Source organism: Hymenobacter sp. R533113, from assembly GCF_056835965.1.
The window spans coordinates 82,509-101,597 of the sequence record NZ_JAKWBD010000014.1; the positions used below are offsets into that span (position 1 = coordinate 82,509).

Here is a 19,089-nt window from a genome sequence, read left to right on the forward strand (position 1 = left end):
GGTATAATTTAGGATTTCATCGTATAAGCCGCCTCTTTGATGGCCGCCAATGCCCGCGAGTGCACCCCGCAGCGGCACAGCACCCGGTACAAGGCATTACGAATGGTCTGATCGTCGGGCTTCGGGTGCACAGTCAGTAGCGCCACCGCCGACATCGCCATGCCGTTCAGGCAGTAGCCGCACTGGGCCGCCTGCTCCTCCACAAATGCCTGCTGCACGGGGTGCAGGCTGCCATCGGGGCGGGTGAGGCCTTCCAGAGTAGTGATGGCCGCGTTTTGCACGTTGGCTACGGGCAGCTGGCAGCTGGGCCAGGCAATAGTATCCAGCAGAACCATACAGGAGCCGCACTGCTGCAAGCCGCAGCCAAACTTTGGCCCGTTCAGGCCCAGGTCGTCGCGCAATACATAGAGTAGGGGTGTAGCCGGATCGACGCGCACGGTGCGTGCCTGGCCGTTGACTTGTAGAGTGAATTCGGCTTCCATAGTCGAGGTGTTTCATAGAAATACTCTGGTCAGCGGTAAAAGGATGTGCTGACGAGCTCAGCCCCTGCCCGTTCTCTTCATCAGTAAGCCCCAACTCCTGGCCTTATTCAGTTAAAAAAGCTCCCCAGGCAGAAGTATAGCCAGTCAAGCGAGGCTGCCGCGCCATCAGCTGACCAAAATCTTACTCCCAACTTAAGCCCAACGGCGCGCGTACGCTAAAGCTTACCCTACCTCATTCTAATTACTAACGCTATGAATCCTACTCAATTAAGCGACGAGCTGCGCAACGCCGACACCCCCGACCTGAACCGCCGCCGCTGGATTATCGGCCTCTCCATGCTGGGAGCCGCCGCCGGCCAGATCGTTGGCCTTTACCAAACCGGTATCATCAAAACCCTACCCGATCCGCCCTCCGGTGGCTTATTCAACTCGGCCAAAGTCGATGCCTCCGACTACGCCTACAAGCGCTTTGATACTCCCGACGCGCTTATTATGCTGGTGAGCTATGGCATCACGGCCTGGCTGGCGGGCGCGGGGGGCAAAAATCGGGCAACGCAGGTGCCCGCCTTGCCCATTGCTATGGGCGTCAAAACGCTGGCCGATACGCTTACGGCCGTGAAGCTGGGGCAGGAAGAATGGGCCGCGAATAAAGCCCTGTGCTTTTACTGCCAGGTAGCCACGGTGGCCTCAGTAGCTTCGGTAGCCTTAGCCGTGCCGGAGGTTATCAGGGCCGTGAAAAATATTGGCGGCAATGGGAAGACTCAGGCTGCTTAGAGCAGTTTTTAGGGGCAGTGCGTCTCTACTCACTACCTCTAAACCGCTTTAGGTTGTGAAGGACAAACACCTTAGGTCGCCAACGCAGTAGTACACGGCCGAATAGAAGAGGCTCCTCTGACAGAAAACGTCTGTCAGAGGAGCCTCTTGCTTTCCGGTACCTGGCCTCTGCCGGTTTCAGAAATCCTTGGCAGAAAGAGCAGCCTGGGGGGCTTTTTGGCCTTACTACCTGACGTTACGCAGGCGTGTCGTTCTGGTGGGTGCCTCACCCCTAGCCCCCTCTCCCGAAAAGAGGGGAACTAGCTCTAAAAAAGGTAGATTTTTAGAAGCAGCTGGTTTTCTAAAAGCTACAGCTAGTTCCCCCTCTCTCCGTGGAGAGGGGGCTAGGGGGTGAGGCCAACGGCAGAACGACACGCCTGCGTAACGTCAGGTAGTAAGATCCATACCCAATCAAACCGTATCAAAGGCCAGGCCTGAGCTGCCCTCGCCGCGGCCGGTAGTGAACTGCCGCCCTTTCCAGACGGAGACGCGGCCGACATCGTCGCGGCAGCGCTGGTAGGTGGTCTGCACGATCTTGCCGGCCCGCGGAATTTCCTCCTCAAAAATCAGGTAGGGCTTGCCCTCGGCAATGCCTACGGCCAGGGTTTCACTGCTGGGCCGCAGGGTTTCCAGCGCAGTGCCAATGAAGTCGGCGCCTTCCAGAATGCGCAGGAGCCGGGCCCGCTGAAACTGAATCTGCCGCCGCGACTGGCCCGTTTGGACCGGAATAAAGGGAATCCAGTTGGCCGGCGTGCTCGTTTGCAGCAGGTAGCGCAGCTCGGCCAGCTTGTCGGGGTCCAGGGGCGCGGGCGTGGCGAGGCCGTACAGGCGCTCCAGCAGTTTCTGCTCTTCCGTGGCTAATTCGTAGCCGTTGCGGGCGGTGCCGGTCAGGGTTTCCAGCACGGATTCTATGCCCCAGGCCAGGTTGGCCATCTCATCTTTCAGGAATGTGATTTTCTCGATGGGCTTGCTTTCCAGTGACTTGCTCACCACCGGCGGCACGAATAGCGCCGTGCTGGCCGCCTCGCCCCGGCGGCCGCGGGTGCTCAGATTAAACATGCGCCACTGCTGCCACGCATCGTCCAGGCCACGGCCGGCCGGGTTGATAAAGAGCCGTTCCCCGAACACATCCGTCACCACCATGCCCTTGATCTGCGCCATACTGCCCACCGGCAGCTTGTAGGGAATCACGAACCAGTCGTTGGACGACATCAGGGCGAAATCGGTCATCAGCAGCGTCACCAGGTCAGTCGTCTGGGTGTTGATGTTGGCAAAATTCACCACGTCATCTTCAAAAGTCCACCACCGGGCCTGGGGCATGCCGCTAAACTGCACCGGCGTGGGCAGGAAGGAAAGCGTCTCCGTTTTGACCTCGGTTTCAAGGGGGTGTCGGGCGTTATCTGCTCATTATCAGGGTCGATATCAAACGAATACCAGTTGAGCGTGCCCTGCCCGTAGTTGTCGGCAATGAGGGTTGTCGATGTGTTATCCGGCTGTTTCAGGCTGCACTTAAACTGATATTCCAGCTGCTCCGGCGACCAGTTATCGTCATCAGCATCCAGCGGTTGATTATACTGCCGCCCAAACCACGCCCGCAGCTCGTCGCCCGCTTTGGCAATTTCGGCCTTATCGCCCGCCGGCACCGTGACCAGCTCAAACGGGTCGCCGGTAGCCAGCAGGGAAGCCCAAAAAGCCCCCCATCGAGGTGTTTTCCTTCCACTGCTTCCGCCCACTGCGCCACCTCCTGATGGGCGTACGTGTGCAGAAATGCCCGGCCTTCGGCCTCGCTGAGGCCAGCCACATCGGCGGGAGTAAGAGCTTGTTTGGGCTTTTTGAAGGCGTACGCTTTCAGGTAGTCCAAACCATAATCGGTGCCGACGAGGCCATCAGTGGCCCGCTTGCGCAGTAGCTTCAGCCAGTACTGCCCGATTTGCAGGCGCACCGGGTAGGTAAGCTGCATCGGCCGACGCTCCACCAGGGTTTCGAGGGGAATAGTCGGGTCGTAGGGCTGAGCCAGTCCCGTGCGGCCTTTCACGGCCTGAATCGGGCTGGTTTGCACCTGCACTTTGGCCAGACACGGCGAGCCCGCGTTGTCAAACCGAAACTCGCCCAACTGCCACTGCCGGGTAAGCATCCAGAGCGGGTCGCGCACCTCGGCGCGCAGACTCCGGCTCAGGTCCTGGGCGCGCGGGCTGCCTTCAAGGCGGTTCCAGCAGGTAAGAGCCGGATACAGCAGTTCGACTGCCAGCGCCGCGTTCAGGTTGACGGAAGTGAGGTCAAATAATGGCATTGTACTTCGTGGTTGCGAGTTTGACAATGTCTTCCCAAACGAACAGATTATCCGCCAGATTGGTCGAGAGCGAGCTTTTATCAGTCGTGACGGCCAGCAGCACGGCGGGCAGCACCTGGGCGAAAGGCGAGGTGTCGATATGGGCCGGCTCTACGGCCCGCACCTTAGCCATCTCAAAGGTTTCGGTGACGCACTCAATCAGGTTTTCCCAGGTCCAGCTGCCCTGCGGAATTGGCGACACGGCCAGCAGCAGCGTTTGGGGCGGCTCGGAGTTGGGCCGATTTAAATGAGCCGTAATGCCGGTCGTGACCGTAGGCAGCGGAATTTCTTCCATCCACTCATCCACCAAAAGGCCGCATAGGGCTTGTCCGTCATCAAACACGGCACTACCCGCGAAGGCCGCGTCGAGGTGCAGACTCAGCAGCAGCTTGTTCTGCTCCAGCGTGAAGATGCGCGGCTGGTCGGGCGGGGGCAGCGTACGATAGATTTCGGGGATGCGCAGGCCCAGCCAACGGTCCTCTTCGATGTAGGGCAGCTGCATAGCCTGCACCGAAAAAGCCTCCTGGGTAAGCAGCTGCAAGGTTTCGACGGTTTGCATGGCCGGCCGAACCCGCGCAATGCCATACAGCCATTCGTCGGTGGGGAAGGCGTGGGGCTCGTCCTGGAAAAGCTGGCTGCTGCTGCTGTCGGTGTGGGCGCTGGCGAGCTCGGCCGCATTGTGGGGCTCGAAAGTAGGCAGGAACCGAAACGCCGGCCCCAGCAGGGCCTGACCCGCTTTCTGCAAAGCCGGAAGGATATCTTCTTCCGTAGTCAAGGTCGAGGCCAGGGTTAGGTGTTTATCGGACTCTTTTAGCTGCGCCGTCATTTGGGTCAGCACCGCGCCGGCCTGCTCCAGCAGGGGCTGGCGGAGAGCATCGCGGCTGGCCCGTTCTTCCTCGGTGGCCACGACTTCCACCGCCCGCACAGAGTGGGGCATGGTGCGCGCCAACCCCCAAAACGACAAGCTCCACAGCACTAGGCGCAGGTCGTCCAGCGTTTGGTTATCGGTGACCAGATCATACGCCGGATCATCGGCTGCCGGCATCTCGCTGGCCGCTTTCAAAGCGCTTTCCAGATCATCCTGGGCGTTTTTAAACGTTAGCTGCAGTTCTTTGATCTGAGTAGAGAGAGCTGGCAGATCGTAGCGTTGGCCGCTGAGGAGGTTTTGCCGGGGCGCGGCTGGGTGGCGGTCAGATCCATGGCGCCGGTGGGGCGCGAGGCCGTAAGCAGCGTGCTCAGCGCTTTCAGTCGGGGCAGCAACCCAAACAGTGCCACATCGGTTGGGGCCCAATCCGGACCCTTTTCCGTGTAGCGCACCTCCACGGCTACATCTTCCTTCAGCGGCTGACGCAGAAAAAACGCGACGCGCTCGTTCAGCTCCGTCAGGTCGTTCTGGGCGGTGTCGGAAGCGATATACAGCAGATCGATGGGCGTGAGCCTGAGGTCGGCCATACTTACGCTCTGCTTATCCGGAGGGCTGCCGTCTCTTGTAATAACTGCTACTACTTTTACCGTTGTCAGGTTGGGCAAAAAGCCCCCCAGCCAGGCAGTAACGGCGGGTGCGGCTATTGCCCGTGGGGTTGCATCGTCAGCAGGGTCGGTGGGTTTGAGCAGAATGACCGCCTTGTGCGCCAGCGGGAAGCCTCCGCGGGGAATGTTGAGGATTTCCGGCATCGGGATGTGCTTGCCTTCCTGCAAGGATTTCATGGCCCCGGCGGCCCGATCATAATTGCCCTGCACTACCTGGTACACGCTTTCACTCAAGACCAAATCACCCACGGCATCGTAGCTATCCAACAGATTATCAATGGCCTGCACGATTGCCGGCACGGCCTTATTGACCAGCGCAGTGGCGGGCGCGGGGGCGGTGCTGGTGAGAATGGCGCGCACGAAGGCCACTTTGTCGGGCGCGGCGCGGTAGTCGGTGGTCAGGCGGGTGCCGTCCACGACGTTGCGGGCGGCCTGGGCCTCGGAGCTCTGGCCGGTGTTCGTGGTCAGGCGGTCATCGACGAGCGGAAACCGACGACGGAATTCAAAGATGAAGCGGTCAAGCTCAAGGTTCTGCTTGTCGGCGGCCTCGTGCAGCTCGCGCTCAAACTGGTAGCCCAGCAGCGCCCCGATGTACTGCCCGTTATTCACGCCCTCAATCAAGCCCAGCGCCGTGCGTACCCGCTCCGACGACAGGTTGACGGCCATCGTGTCGGCATCGGCGCGGGTGGTGTGGGTAAGGTAGCCGTTGCGCAATACGGCCGCCGCCACGGCGTGCGTCAGGGAAGGCGCGTGCACATGACCGCCGTTGGTGCTGTCTTCTACGATAGTTGCCCCCTGCACCCGCAGCTCGGGCGGTAGGGTGTTCTGGTTTTTGGGCGTTTTGGTATTCGGCACCGGCCGCACGTTTTCGAGCCAGCCGTAGGCCCCGGCGTAGAAGCCCGGCCGCTGGCCCTGCTGCTGCCGCCGACTCTGATTCTGCGTCATACGCTGGCTGGCCAGGCCCGTCATCCAGGCATCGAGGCGGTAGCTGCACAGGTCAATGTGCTCGGCAAAGGCGCGTTCGAGCTTGGCACTGGGCCGGTCGGCCAGCTGCCCCAGCGCCTCCAGTACATCGCTCACCGAAAGCGCCTCGGGAGACCGCCGCTTCGCTTGCTCAAAGACGAACTGCGCCAGGGTTTTTCGCTCGGAGCCCGTTACGGCGGCGGGGGCGCTGTACAGATTCAGCAGCTTGCTATTACGGACCGTTTTCTCGCTCATGCTATAGTAAGCCGAGTCCCGTAGTTTCTCCGCAATCAGTCCTTTAGCCTTCAAAATACCCGATCCGCTGTCGTTGTAGGCTTGCCGGAGCGCGTGGCGCAGCAGCAGGTACAGCAGGGCATTGGGCTTGGTGATGCCGGCCCCGAATGTTTCCTTCTCAATCTCGTCGGGCTTGGCTTCCAGCAGCCATTTAAGGTAGTTGCGGCCATCGGGCAGGAAGGGCAAAACGGCGAGGGTTTCCGACAGCGGCACCTTATCGCGCTCCACCACTCCCCCAAACAGCTTAAAGTACTTCTCGAAAAACATGAGGTCGTAGACCTGCCCGTTCGTTACCCACGGCGCCATCATCGTGTGCACGTCGCGGTCGGCGGCGAATGATGTTGTCTGGCCCACATGCCTGGTGTAGCGCTTGGTGGAGCTCATCTTCACCAGATCCTCGTATTGACGCTGGGCCAGCGCGTACCGCTGAAAGAACGAAACAGAGCTGGCCTGCAAGCCTAGCACTTCCAGCAGATCTTTGTCGGGCTCGCTGGTTTTTTGCGTAGCGGAAGTCAGGGGGATAAGGTGGCGCTTAAAGTATTCGTACGCAATCTGTAAGATGCTATTCAGGCGGGTTTCGAAGCCCCGATTGGGGGCCCATTTGGTGTAGGCCGAGGTGGGCAGAATGCCGTAGGGCTGGCTGCCGATGCGGAAGGCGGGCAGGGGCCCCCGCCCGCTGACGTTGTTGAGGAAAAAGTCGCGCACCTCGGCCACGGTTCTCTCGTCGAAGGGCGGTTTCAGGGGCTTTTGCACTTCTTCCGCGTCGGTGCCGGGCTGCATCATTTCCTCCAGAAAATACCCCAGCGTGCCGTGCCAGAGCGCCTGGTGCATGGCGCGGGCGTCGCGCTGGTCCAGCTCGTCGGCGTTAGAAGTACGGCTTAACAGGCCGGATTGCAGCCCCAGGCGCTGCTTCAGCAGAAACCCATCGGTTTGCTCAGCGGGGGCGGGGCTGTCCTTAAACTGGGCCGGCCCGAAGAGCAAATCGAAGCTTTCGGTAGGGGAAAACGCAAACTGGGTCAGGCCCGAATCGGTGCCGTCGGTGTTATTGGTGGTCGTGCCGTTGGGCACGAGGCTGAAGCCCTCGGTGGTGTAATAATGGCCTTCCAGCAGCTCCTCAAACGTTTGGCGCGCTACCTGCTCATTGTCGCTGAAGCGCAGGCCCAGCACCAATAGCTTATCGAAGCCCGCCGGGGCGTTCATTTTTACGCCCATTCCCACTTTTATGGCCTCCACGAAGTCGGTCATCCAGGCCATGCCTTCATCCATAATCAGCTCCGCGCCGTCGCGCCGGATGCCTTCGCCCTGCATGGTTTTCACCGGATCGGGGCCGACGGGCAACGGGTACGGAATAGTATTGCCCAGCACCTCCGTGCGCGTGGTGCCGTTGATGCCGATGAAGGCCAGCCGGTCGGGCATCATGCTTGCCCGCGCCGGCTGCGACCAGCTTTCGGCGCGGACTTCGTAGGGCGGAAAGTCCGGCGCCTCGGGTAAGCTCAAAGATGGGCTCTGGGGGGCATTTACGGGGCGGTATTCGCGCACAATCCAGGCGGCCCGCTGCCACGATAAAGCGCCCTGCACCAGCTGGCCCCAGGCTGCCCGTGTCAGGGCGTCATCGCCCGCGGCCTCACTTATCGCGGTCCAGAATAGCCGGGCGATGCGCACTTCATTTTCGGTCAGCTGGCTTTCGTGCGTTACCACCTGCAAATCGTCGGGGTAAGCGCGTACCCACAGCTCGGCCCCAACGAACTTAGCTTCCAGGCGCAGCGGCAACAGCATCACCGGCACTTCCGCGCTGAGGTTGGCGGTCAGGCGGGCGGGCGTGAGGTTCGCTAACAACTGCTCCCGCACGGTTCCGGCCACCTTAAGCCTTTCCTTGAGCTGGTCGGTCTGCTGCTCCAGCGTACTGTTCAAGTCGGTGATTCGCTGCCCCACCGACGCCAGCGCGGCGGCGTTGGCGGTGGGGCTCATGGCCAGAGCTGCCTGCTGCCTTTGGAGCCGCACGAGTTGCTCGCGGGTGTGCAGGGCCTCGTCCTGCGCCGTCTGGTGTTCCTGCCGGGCCTTCGCGACGAGTGCCTGCTGTTCAGAAAAGGTAGCCATAAGAAAAGGGAGTCAAGAACAAGGAAAGACCAGATGAAACGAGTGCAGCCAGCCAGGTGCAGCCCCGAATTTGCCCCCCAGCTGTTCTAAAAGTTTAACATCTCACTACCATGTATCGCAATCATCACTTTATCCTGATAAGTGATGTAGGCAATGTCAGCCGCGTTGGTCGTCGTGCTCCAGCTGTACTTTACGTCCTCGTCGTGGCGGGCTTTGTTATCAAGGCCGGCCTCACCCGTGAGCGGATTGGTGTTGCCCAGCGTGAAGTTGCGGTTGATGGTCAGCTGCCCGCCGTCGGCGGTGCCGAGGTTTTTCCAGTTCAGCTCATTCCAGGTGTAGAGCGGAGTTTGGGGAGCGTCGCCGATATCGAAGCCGAAGCGGGGTTCGCCGGGCCGCTCGCGCAGAATGAAAAACCAGCCGGGGTTTTCCGCCAGGCTGTTGCCGGGGTCGCCTTTTACCTCTTTCACGGTCAGGTTGAAGCCGATAAAGTAGATGTCGGGCAGAATCTGCGCCTTGAACAAGGGGTGCTGAAGGTTGGCCTGCCCCGCCACACTACCATCCTCGTCCGCCAGGTTCCGAACCACAGAGTTGTCAAGCTGCCCATTTTTCACGGGCCACTCGGCGCGCTGGGCGTAGATTACCGTGTTGGGGTAGCGTTTGAGAAGCTCGCCCCGCACCACCAGCACCACGTTGTCCTTCACGGTGGGGCGGTTGTTGTGGTCGCCCAGGTCACGGTTCAGGGTCCAGCGGTGCAGCTCGGGGATGTCCTTGAACTGCTCGATTTTGGCTTTGGTGGGGTTGGTGCCCATCACCTCGCGCACGTCCCAGAACTGGCGGAAGTAGCTGCCGCGCTGGTCGGTAGGGTACTCGCGCCACAGCAGCTCGCGGGCAAACTCGTGGTTTACGCCCGTCATATACGACTCGATGAACTTGCCATTCACGTTGAGCAGCGAAATCACATTGTTCTGAATCATCTTCAGATTGGGCACCATGTACTCCCCCGAAATGTCGCGCAGGGGCGCGTACATGGGGTCCGTCAACTCGGGGTAAGCCATGACGGGCCGCACGAACTTAGCCCACTGGCCCAGGTAGTAATCGGCCAGCTTAATGGTGGCCACGGCCCGGTTTTTCATCGTCACCACCGGATCGATTTTCTGCAAAACCTGGCCGTAGATGGTAGGAATATTGACCGATTGGGCCACCACCACCGGCGACACGAGAGCGGAGGCTTCAAACAGCAGATTCTGCTTCTGCAGGGCCGACCGAAACGCCAGATCGTCGTCGGTTTGCTGGGGAAAGAAGCGGGTGGGTGGCAGTCGCAAGCGGAGGCCGCGCGCTACCCCACCGCCTGCGCCACCGCCCGGATTTGCCCCCCGGCCAGGAATTGGGCGCGCATCAGCTTTGGTAAAGCGCACGTCGGCTTTGGAGTTAATCACGAAATCCTTCACCGACCTGATATTCTGCACGTTAAGCACCGTGAGCTGGTCGGCCCGAAGCAGGGCGTTGGCTTCGGGGCTGGCGGGCTGCGCAATGAGCGCGGTGGCGGCTTTCTCGATGCTGAACAGGAATTTCGGCGCGGCATCCTTAACCGGGAAGGGCAGCAGCTTCTGGGTATTTACGCCCCGCACCACCACGCCCAGCTGCAACATTCCCGCCGTAACGGGGCGCGAGTTTAGGGCTACCTGCCCCCGCGGACGCACCACCTTTTTGAAGGCATTACTCACCGTGCCACGGTCCAGGGGGCTTTTTTCAATGATTGCCTTCGCCGTAAGCGGGCTGCCGCCGGGGTTGCTGACCAGCACTTTCTGGTGCAGGTTTTTGGCCAGCAGCAGGCCCACGGAGGGGTCCAGGGTTTTGAGGTGTTTGCCGAATACGTTGAGCAGCGCCTCGGTCGAGAAGGCCAGCCGGTTCAGCTGCCGGTTGGCTTCCAGCACGCCCTCAATCTGCTGCCAGGCCGCTTCCATATACTTCTCCTGGTTGTCGCGAATTACGCGGGTGCCCAAGCCCGCCGCGGCCCGCCAGCGCGGGTCCAGGTTGAGCTCGTGCACGAAGTTGGCGTTAGTCTCATTCTTTAATTCCGGGGTCAGAAAGTGCCACTGCCCGTAGATGGGCGGGGTAATAATGGGGTCGTCGGTGGGGGCGGCTTTGCGGCTTTTTTCGGGCAGGTTCAGCAGCTGCACCAGCTGCTTGCGCAGGTCAGCGTCGGGTGCGGTGAAGAAAGGGGAGCGTGCGGCGGCGGGCGAAATCAGCGCTCCTTCCAGCAGCATGGTTTGCCGCTCGGCGGGGATGATGGCCGGATCGATGCCGCCCTGGGGCCGGCTGATGTCAATGGGACGCACGCCCACGCGCGGGTCCAGCGCTTCGGGCCGGAGCAGGCGTACCAGCTTCTCAAAATCCATGTCGTCGCCGGTTTTGAAGTTCCAGCGGAAGTAGTAGGGGTACAAATCGCCCCCCGGCCGGCCCGCGTAATCAGCCCAGGCCGACATGGTGGCAAATACCGGCTCGGGTTGTTCGAGCCCCAGGCCCGACAGCCGGCCCGGCTCGAAACTCGGCACCACAAACGCCTGGTAGCTCGTGTTGGGCTTGAGTTTGCGCCCGCACAACAGTCGCGAATACGCCCGGTCGGGGTTGAGCCGGATGAGGGCATCCAGCTGGTTCATGGCTGGCCCAACATTGGTCCCAACCAGCGGATTAGTCCCGCCCAGGGCTTCGTTGGCGTGTACGTGGGCCCAGGCCCACAGCTCACTGGCACTGGGGAAAAGCGCCGTGGGGTTGCCTTTCAGCTTAAAGCTGGGCAGCGGCTTGCTGGTGCTGATTTCCTCAAACTCGCCTGGGTTGCTGCCTTCTTTTTCTTCCAGCACCACCAGCGTAATCCAGGGCCGGATGCGGGTGGTGGTGGGGCTGCTGCTGACGGGCGTGTAGCGCCAGGGGAAATCCTCGTCGTAGAACTCAATGAGGGGCAGGTAGTTCGGCTCAAAGTTGGCCGTCCAGCGCTGGGGCTCCGTGCGCACCACGGTCCTTGGGTCAATGCCCACCACGTCGCCCGGCCCCACGAGCTTAATGAGCTGGGGTACGTCGAGCGCCGCGCCCGTGTCGGAGGCGACGCGCACGGTTACGGTGATGCTCGCGCGCTGCTTTACGGCCGTATTATTGTCGCCCTCCAGGATCTGGTTGGCGAGGCCCTGCCGCAGCCAGGGTAAAAAAGTATAGTGGCTCATGGGGGCTACAGTTCAAGGCTCGACAAAATCTGCAACTGACTGGTCAGGGCGGGGTCGGTGCCGACCAGTACTTTTAGGTGCTGCGTGGCTTCGGCCTGGGTGGCGAAAAACGAGGTGCTGCCGTGCGCCTGTAAGGAATCGACGTTGACGATGCGGAAAGCATCATCGGTGACCGTGGCGGTCTTTTTAGGAATGCCAAAGTCCAGCTTCGAGGCCTGCGACAAAGCCGACCGGGAAGCCGCGTTGCCGGCCAGCAGGTGCGTGAAAAGGCCCGCTTTTACGCCGGCCATGCGGAGTTTGCGCTCCCGCCGGAACTTGGAGTCGAAGATGATCTGCTCGTAGCGGACGGTCTTGATGGCCGTTTTGTGGGAGCGCAGATCCAGCCCGCTTTGCCGTACTTCCACGCCGCCTTGCATTTTCTCAAACGAGGGCCGCGCGAGCTTTTCGCTGTTGGTCATCTCCAGGTACTGGGCCGCGGCAAAATAGTCGGTGAAGGGCGTAGTGCTAAGGGGCGTGCTGAGCGGGGCGGTGCCCGCCGTCACCGTCTGAATCGTGAAGCGCTGGCCGTCGCTGGGGCGTTTGGTGCCGTATTTCTGAATATCGAGGTCGAGCGGGGCGTTGCGCTGGGCAATGCGCAGGAAGCCCGCCGGGTGCAGCAGTATGTCGGCCGTGTCGGCGCTCAGGTCGCGCAGCGACACGAGCAGGCTGCGGTTGTCGGGCAGAATGGCCTGCCAGCTTTGCCGTGCCTTGAAGGCCGTTTCCAGCTCTCGGAGCACTTCCACGGTGGGGAGCGGATCGTTGGGCCGGTCGCCCCACTCCACGTCGAAGTTCGCTTTCACTTTCACGAACAGCACGCGGAACGAGGCCCTGCCGGAAACGTGCCACGGGGCCGGCCCGGACAGATGCGCTTCCAGGTGCACGGCAAACAGCTCTTCCTGCCCCAGCCGAACCGCCAGCATCGCCTCGAAGTCAATCATGAACTTGAAGGGGCTGAACTGCAGCAGCGCATCGTAGGCCAGAAAGCCGTAGACGTTGAACTTCCAGGCCGCCGCGTACAGCTCCACCCGCGAGCCCACCTGCACCGTGTTGGACGTGACGGCGAAGTAGCTTTCCAGCCGCAGGCGCGGGTTGTCTTCGGCCAGCAGGTTGATCGTGATCCGGCGCATGGTGGCCAGGTCGGCGGGAGGCTGAAAGGCCGGGTGAAAACCGCCCACCGACAGAATGAAGCCCGGATTTGCCCCCCAGTTGAGGCGCGCGGCCATATCGCCGGTGAGCGTGAAGGTCAGCAGCCGTGAGTCATAAAGCGTGGCGTCGAAGCTGAGCAGGCCTTTGTCGAAGTCGAGGGTGCCCAGAAAGTTGACCTGGAGGCGCAGCAGGGGTAGCTCTTCGCGGGGCAGCAAGGTTTTGAGCACCCCCAGAATAGCAATCCGGATGGGGTTGGGCACTTCAATCACCAGGCCCAGCTCAATGCTGATAAGCGTAGGCGTGCCCCAGCCGATAATGAACATGGGACCGAAGGCAAACCGACCCTGCTGAACAGGAAAGAAGCGTTCCAGGTCGCTGACGATGCGGTTGATGTTGGCTACGATGTCCACCGGGAACAGCACGCTCTTGATGGCATTGGTGCGCACGCCCTCGCGCATGGCTTCGAGCTGCATGGTCCGGTGGAGGGCCAGCAAGCCGCCTACGCCGTTGAGCGTGAAGCCAAAGGAGAGCTGCAGGGGCGGAAACTCCGCCGTAATGAGTATCAGCAGCGAAAAGCCTTTGGAGCCATCGGGGTTTTTGGTGGCGATGATGCCGATGGCTTTTAGAGTCAGAAAACCCTGGAAGGTGAGTTCCAGCGCACCCACGTAGCGGCCCCGCTCCGCGTCGATGCCCAGGAAGCCGCCGCCCTTGAATCCGCCCGCGTCGAGCGACAAGCCCACGCCTTTTGGGGGCGAAATCCGAGGCTGAAATCCAGCAAGCCAACGTTGCCGTCGCGGTTGGGCTTGAATTCCAGTAAGGCATTGACGCCCATCTCCTCCACTACCGCTTTAATGGGCCCCAGCTCCGCTTTAATGTTGGCCCCAATGTCCACCGGCACCCGGTTCCCATCCAGCCCGACGGTCAGAATCAGGGCTTGCAGCTCCACGGGGCCCAGCTGAATGTGGAGGGGCAACAGAATCTGGAGGAAGTGCTGCCCCGGAAATACAGGCCATTGCGGGTATTGAAGCCCACGGTCAGCCCAAAATCCGACTCAAGCCGGCCGGCGCCGCCCAGCAGGGTGCTCAGAAACCCATCGGCGCCGCCGAGGTCAATAACCACTTTGCCGTTTTTTACCTCGGCTTCCAACCCAAATATGCCCTCCGAATTGGCTCCATTGACCACGAAGTCGACGCCGGTTTTGGCCACCAATTGCTGTACCGTGAGGCGCGAACCGCCGGGCGCACCCAGAATGACATAGGGCGTATCATCCAGCCCGGCCGTGAGCTTTACTTCCGTCCGGCCAGCCAGCGCGGCGCCGGGGGGCTTAAACTTTAGATTGCCGTTTGGCTGAACAACTAACGTGGTAGCGGCTTTCAGCTCCCCATTAAACGAGACTTCTACCTTAAAGTCATCCTGGACGAAGGGGCGCGCTTTATCTACTTTTATCTCATCACTTAGCTTGATGAGAATGCCTTTGGGAGTTTCGTCGAGCTTGGGCGAAACCTCAAACACGGCCAGGTCGAGCACGGGCGGATTGACGCCCTGATCGAAGACGGCCGGGATGCCCGCCGAGGCCAGCATTTTCTGGGTTTTGGTGAGCAGCGCCACGCCGTTGAAGCCTGGGTCGCCCCACTGGTACAGGGCGTTTAAGTGCGCTCCTGGGCCTTTCAGGAAGTTGAGCAGCTGATCAACGCGCAGCTTGCGCTCCGTGAACGGCGGCCGGGCCGGGTCCACGGAGCCGACATTGCGTGGGGTGCGCTCCAGGGCACCAATAAAATCAAGGGCTTCGGCTGCGCCCTTGATGCCTTCCAGATTGCGGATGATGATGTAGTCGAGCAGGCGCGTGGGCAGCTCATTGGCAAAGGTATTCAGGTCGGCGGCCGAGACGCCGGCAAACGGCCCGAAGGCCCGCACCTGACTGGCTACATCAGCGAAACCGCTTATTGTGCCCTTGATTTTGCCAAATAGCTCAGTGCCTTTACTGAGGGTGGTGCCAATATTTTCGGCCCCGATGGCGGCAACAAGCTCGCCTACCAGCGGCAGTAATTCGCGTAGGTTGGTAGCCGTAGTTTGCAGCGCATTTATGAAGCCGGGGGCCGCTTCGAGGGCCGGGGGAAACTGCAGCCCCAGCTCGGCTAACAGCAGCCTGGCTTCGCCGGCCTCCATTCGCTCCTCCAGGGGAGCCAGCAGGCGGGCCAGCGAGATGGCAATGCGCTCCAGGGTTCCATTAGCGGGGGCAGGAACGGGCATGGCAGTAGGGCGTTAGGAATGTACGGCGACCGGGGGGCAAATTTCCTGGTCCTGGGCCGCTCGTGGGCGGCCGCTGCCGGTCAGGTGTCGCAGAATCTCGTCTACCGTAGCGTGCTGATCGGCGGCTTCCAGTACGGCCAGAGCGTGGCGGCTGATGGCCGTGCGCAGGCGGGTGCTGCCGTGCTCTTCCAGCATAGCGGCCATACTCATCAACAGGCGCTGCACGGATACGCTTTCTATCTGGCGCGGAATCCGGTAGGCTGGTTCTTTAAGGCTGCGAAACAGGGCCGCCAGAAAGGTGGGACCCTGGTGTCGCTGCCAGGCTACGCCCACGGCGCGCTGTTTTTGCAGAAGCTGCATTACCTCAAACCGGAACTCCAGCACCACATTCAGCACGGCCCGCCCGCGTGCGGTGTGGCGGAGCGTGCGCTGCACCCGCCGCAGCAGGATTTCGCGCTCGGTGGGCAGAGGAATGGGAGAAGCGGTATCCCGCACAAAGTCGATGTCGGCGACGCCGGCGGGAATGGTAATACCCATGGCCGTCAATACATTGCCGATGTTGTTGGCAAAGCCGTTGCCGGTGTTGCCGCCCCACAGCAGGCCCACCACCTGGTTGCTGGCATTCACGACGACGGAGCCCGAGTCGCCGTTATTAGAAAATTTATCGACCCCGGCTACGGGCGCTATCCGCACCTGGTTGGTGAAACTATCGCCGACGGTGGAGTTGACGGGCGAGTTAATATCGGTGATGGTGCCCGTCGTGAGGCCCGTCGTGCGGCCTACTTTGCGTACGGTTTCGCCGATAATGGCGGTGGCCGTGCCGGCAATGATGCCTATCTGGTTGATTTCCTGCACCGTCCCGATGCTGGTGTTCACCGTGGCAATGGCGGCATCCACCAAGCCGCCCACCTGCCCGGCCAGAATGGCTCCTATTTCCCCGCAGGTGCAGCAGCACGATTCCGAAAAATCCGGTTGGCCCAGCTTATCCCCAACCCCTTTGCCCTGGGCAAACATGACGTGGTGGTTGCTCAGGACGACGGTGGCATTGTCGGCGGTGCGCTTGGCTACGCAGCCCAGCGTGCCCACGGCGCCCGTCCCGTTGCCCGTCTGGACGCCGCCTTTCAGCGGGCGGTATTCCGCCTCATCCGCGTACGGAGTGGCCTCGTCCATCTCAATGACATCGGTTTTGATGCCCAGCACTTCGGGCGGAATCTGTTGGTCGGGGGGCAAATCGGCCGTGGGCTTCTTGCGCGTGACGTACACGCGGAAGGAAGCCTCGTCGGTGAGCGCATTGTTCGTCTCCTTCAAGCCTATCCCGACCCCGACTACGCCCGGAAATTTCAGCAGTATTTTTTCGGCCCGCTTATGCAGTTTTTTCAATTGCTCCGTCCGGGCAATCATCTCGTCGCGTGTCATAAAGAGAGGAGTTTGACGACTTAATAACTGATGTTACGCAGCAACTGCATCCATTAGTCGGTAAGGCTGTTTCTGAGCGTAGCAAAAGCCGCTTTTTGAAGCGCAGCAGCAAGTCGTGCGTAACATGAGTTAATAACTATTACTCAGCTTCACATACTCTTGTCCAAACAGCATACTAAACGTGCGTTTGGAGCCATTGCGGTGGACAACGGTCAGGTCCAGACCGGGTGGTTCGGTCGTGACAACCTCCGGGGCAATCCCTACCTGCTCGATGCAGGGCTGCTTTTCCAGCCAGCGGGCAATGGTGCGGGCGTTGTCGTGGAGCGGGAGGTGGGGGTCGAGGGAACGGGCGAAGGAATCTACCGTCCGGTCGAGGGCTGGGGTTGATCGGGCTGCGGCGGCGTTGGCGGGCCAGGCGTCACAAATTTTGGAGCCTGCGTTTTTAGACTTGGTGCACGAGAGACAGATAAACGCAAGCAGAATGCTATGGAACACGATAGGTCGCATAGAATCAGGCCGGAAGAAGCTAATGCAGATAAACCCGTGCGGGGCACGGAAGCCGATAGTCAGGATACTCCCTGCTGGAATTAGCGGGCGGCTGGGGTCTTGCTAATAAATTGAGTAGCAGATATTAAGCAAAAGGTATCAATATATATTCAAACTTCAAAAGATTATTTGTTTTATCCTTTAAATTTTGGCGCAGCCATTTCAAACTCACTGTTCGAGGGCTTCGCTGGGTCCTGATCTGAACTTCCCGGATTTGCCCCCCAATGCGTAGGTCCGAGACGCGGACTGCGAAGTAGGCGAGGGACATTAAGGCCTCTATGCGGGAAGGCGCACACAAACCAGGTAGCAAAAAAGCCCCCAGGTAGTGGGGGGCTTTTTCAATAAGAAATAATGCTAAGACTGTCTGAACTGCTTGTCTGCAAAAAAATAAGTTGGGCAGCCCGGGAATACTAATTCCCGGCTTCTTGATCAGATACGTGCTTTAGGCAAAACACCCAACCGCTCTGGCATATTCTTGCACCGCTGATCTATACCTTAGCGGGCGTGCCTTGCGCAGTATCGACCGCAACTGGTGCCGCCGGGGCAACATAGTTGGCCAATGAGCGCATGACAAATATGGTGCTCACCACCGTCAGGACTGCTCCCGTCAGGAAGGCGGCACCAGGAAAGTGCACCGGCGCCTGCGGTCCGCTGAAGTACGAAAACAGATTGGTCATAAGCGGCGGCCCGATGATGGACGTAGCACTAACCAAGCTGGTGAGGGCACCCTGCAACTCGCCCTGTTCATTGGCTGGCACCTGCCCCGACATAATGCCCTGCAAAGCGGGCATCGCGATGCCCCCCAGACTATAAGGAATCAGAAAGGCGAACATCATCCAGCCTTTGGAGGCAAAAGCAAATAGCGTGAAGCCGATGGCATACAGCGTCATGCCTACCAGCACCGAGCGTTTGGCCCCCAATCGTGGATTAATAACCCGAATGAGTAGTCCTTGCACCAGGGCCGTCATAAGGCCCACGGCCCCAAGCGAGTAGCCGACCCAAGCCTCGTTCCAGCCAAACTTATACATGGTGTAGTACGACCAGGTGCTTTGGGTAGCGTGGGCCGCAATGTAGAGCAGCAGCATAGAACCCACCAATCCCAGGATAACCGGGTAGCGCCGCAGCTGCTGCAACGAGCCCACGGCATTGGCCCGCTTCCAATCAAAAGGCCGCCGATTTTCAACGGGCAAGGATTCGGGCAGAATAAAGTAGCCGTAAAGCCAGTTGAGCAGCGTAAGGCAAGCCGCCGCAATAAAGGGCACCCGCGGACCAAATTGCCCCAGTAAGCCGCCAATCACTGGTCCGATAATAAAGCCCAGCCCGAAGGCCGCCCCAATCATGCCGAAGTTCTGCGCCCGCTTCTCCGGGGGGCTAATATCGGCGATGTAAGCGGAGGCCGTGGTGAAGCTGGCCCCGGTGATACCCGCGATTATGCGCCCCACAAACAGCCAGCCCACGGTAGGAGCAAAGGCCAGAAATAAGTAATCGAGCCCAAACCCGAACAGGGCAAACAGCAGCACCGGGCGTCGGCCGTACTGGTCGCTGAGGTTGCCCAGCACCGGCGAAAACAGGAATTGCATCCCGGCAAAGGCAAACAGCATCCAGCCGCCGTACTGCGCCGCCTCGCTCAGCGTGCCGCCAGTCAGCTCCCGGATAAGCGTGGGCAGCACCGGAATGATAATGCCGAAGCCAATAACGTCCAGCAGCAGGGTGATGAAGATAAAGCCAAGCGCGGCTTTGCGGTTTTCAGCCATTGGGGGGCTTTTTTGAGGATGAGCTAAAGAAAAACCTGAAGCTCAAATAACGATATTAATTACTAAATATAATAGTATTCGTACTAAATTTAATGGTAAGATGTGGGCGTCGCTACCTCGGTTAGGCGGTCAAAAAAATGAATTCAACCAGCTTCTTAGAACACAATCACCTCTTCTGAATCAAAATAATAGAGCACATGCTGCACATCTGT

At 60.2% G+C, this 19,089-nt stretch carries 13 protein-coding genes; 1 reads left to right on the top strand and 12 read right to left on the bottom strand.

All coding sequences use genetic code 11. The features are described 5' to 3' along the window. Positions 1–8 precede the first annotated feature (8 nt). Positions 9–482, bottom strand: coding sequence for a (2Fe-2S)-binding protein (locus MKZ35_RS19240; RefSeq protein ID WP_482514865.1), 474 nt, complete (start codon positions 480–482; stop codon positions 9–11). A gap of 252 nt (positions 483–734) precedes the next feature. On the opposite strand from MKZ35_RS19240, the gene MKZ35_RS19245 reads away from it, so the two are divergent. Continuing rightward, entirely contained in the window at positions 735–1,256 is a 522-nt protein-coding gene (locus MKZ35_RS19245; RefSeq protein ID WP_482514866.1) for a vitamin K epoxide reductase family protein, read from the top strand. Between the two features lie 450 nt (positions 1,257–1,706). Here the strand turns inward: MKZ35_RS19245 and MKZ35_RS19250 are convergent, their stop codons facing one another. From MKZ35_RS19250 to MKZ35_RS19300, 11 genes are all read right to left on the bottom strand, one after another. Then, entirely contained in the window at positions 1,707–2,615 is a 909-nt protein-coding gene (locus MKZ35_RS19250) for a hypothetical protein (protein WP_482514867.1), read from the bottom strand. 178 nt (positions 2,616–2,793) lie between these two features. Further along, positions 2,794–3,585 (bottom strand): hypothetical protein, encoded by a 792-nt coding sequence (locus MKZ35_RS19255; protein ID WP_482514868.1) that lies wholly within the window; start codon positions 3,583–3,585, stop codon positions 2,794–2,796. After that, positions 3,572–4,687 (bottom strand): hypothetical protein, encoded by a 1,116-nt coding sequence (locus MKZ35_RS19260; protein WP_482514869.1) that lies wholly within the window; start codon positions 4,685–4,687, stop codon positions 3,572–3,574. The genes MKZ35_RS19255 and MKZ35_RS19260 overlap by 14 nt, the downstream gene beginning before the upstream one ends. A 35-nt stretch (positions 4,688–4,722) precedes the next feature. Continuing rightward, a complete protein-coding gene (locus MKZ35_RS19265; RefSeq protein WP_482514870.1) occupies positions 4,723–8,508 on the bottom strand; it encodes a hypothetical protein in 3,786 nt (1,261 codons plus the stop codon). Positions 8,509–8,594: 86 nt separating this feature from the next. Further along, a complete protein-coding gene (locus tag MKZ35_RS19270; protein WP_482514871.1) occupies positions 8,595–11,726 on the bottom strand; it encodes a hypothetical protein in 3,132 nt (1,043 codons plus the stop codon). Between the two features lie 5 nt (positions 11,727–11,731). Next, a complete protein-coding gene (locus tag MKZ35_RS19275; RefSeq protein ID WP_482514872.1) occupies positions 11,732–13,651 on the bottom strand; it encodes a DUF6603 domain-containing protein in 1,920 nt (639 codons plus the stop codon). Next, positions 13,540–13,857: a hypothetical protein gene (locus MKZ35_RS19280; RefSeq protein WP_482514873.1), complete on the bottom strand. Its 318-nt coding sequence runs from the start codon at positions 13,855–13,857 to the stop codon at positions 13,540–13,542. Before MKZ35_RS19280 ends, MKZ35_RS19275 begins: the two co-directional genes overlap by 112 nt. Continuing rightward, positions 13,839–15,161: a hypothetical protein gene (locus MKZ35_RS19285; protein ID WP_482514874.1), complete on the bottom strand. Its 1,323-nt coding sequence runs from the start codon at positions 15,159–15,161 to the stop codon at positions 13,839–13,841. Before MKZ35_RS19285 ends, MKZ35_RS19280 begins: the two co-directional genes overlap by 19 nt. Positions 15,162–15,173: 12 nt before the next feature. Beyond that, positions 15,174–16,577, bottom strand: a complete 1,404-nt coding sequence (locus tag MKZ35_RS19290) for a Nal1-like putative serine protease (protein ID WP_482514875.1) — start codon at positions 16,575–16,577, stop codon at positions 15,174–15,176. Positions 16,578–16,706: 129 nt separating this feature from the next. After that, on the bottom strand, positions 16,707–17,084 hold the full coding sequence (locus MKZ35_RS19295) for a hypothetical protein (RefSeq protein ID WP_482514876.1): 378 nt from the start codon (positions 17,082–17,084) through the stop codon (positions 16,707–16,709). A gap of 527 nt (positions 17,085–17,611) precedes the next feature. Beyond that, complete coding sequence (locus tag MKZ35_RS19300; RefSeq protein ID WP_482514877.1) at positions 17,612–18,877, bottom strand: TCR/Tet family MFS transporter; 1,266 nt, start codon at positions 18,875–18,877, stop codon at positions 17,612–17,614. Positions 18,878–19,089: the final 212 nt, after the last annotated feature.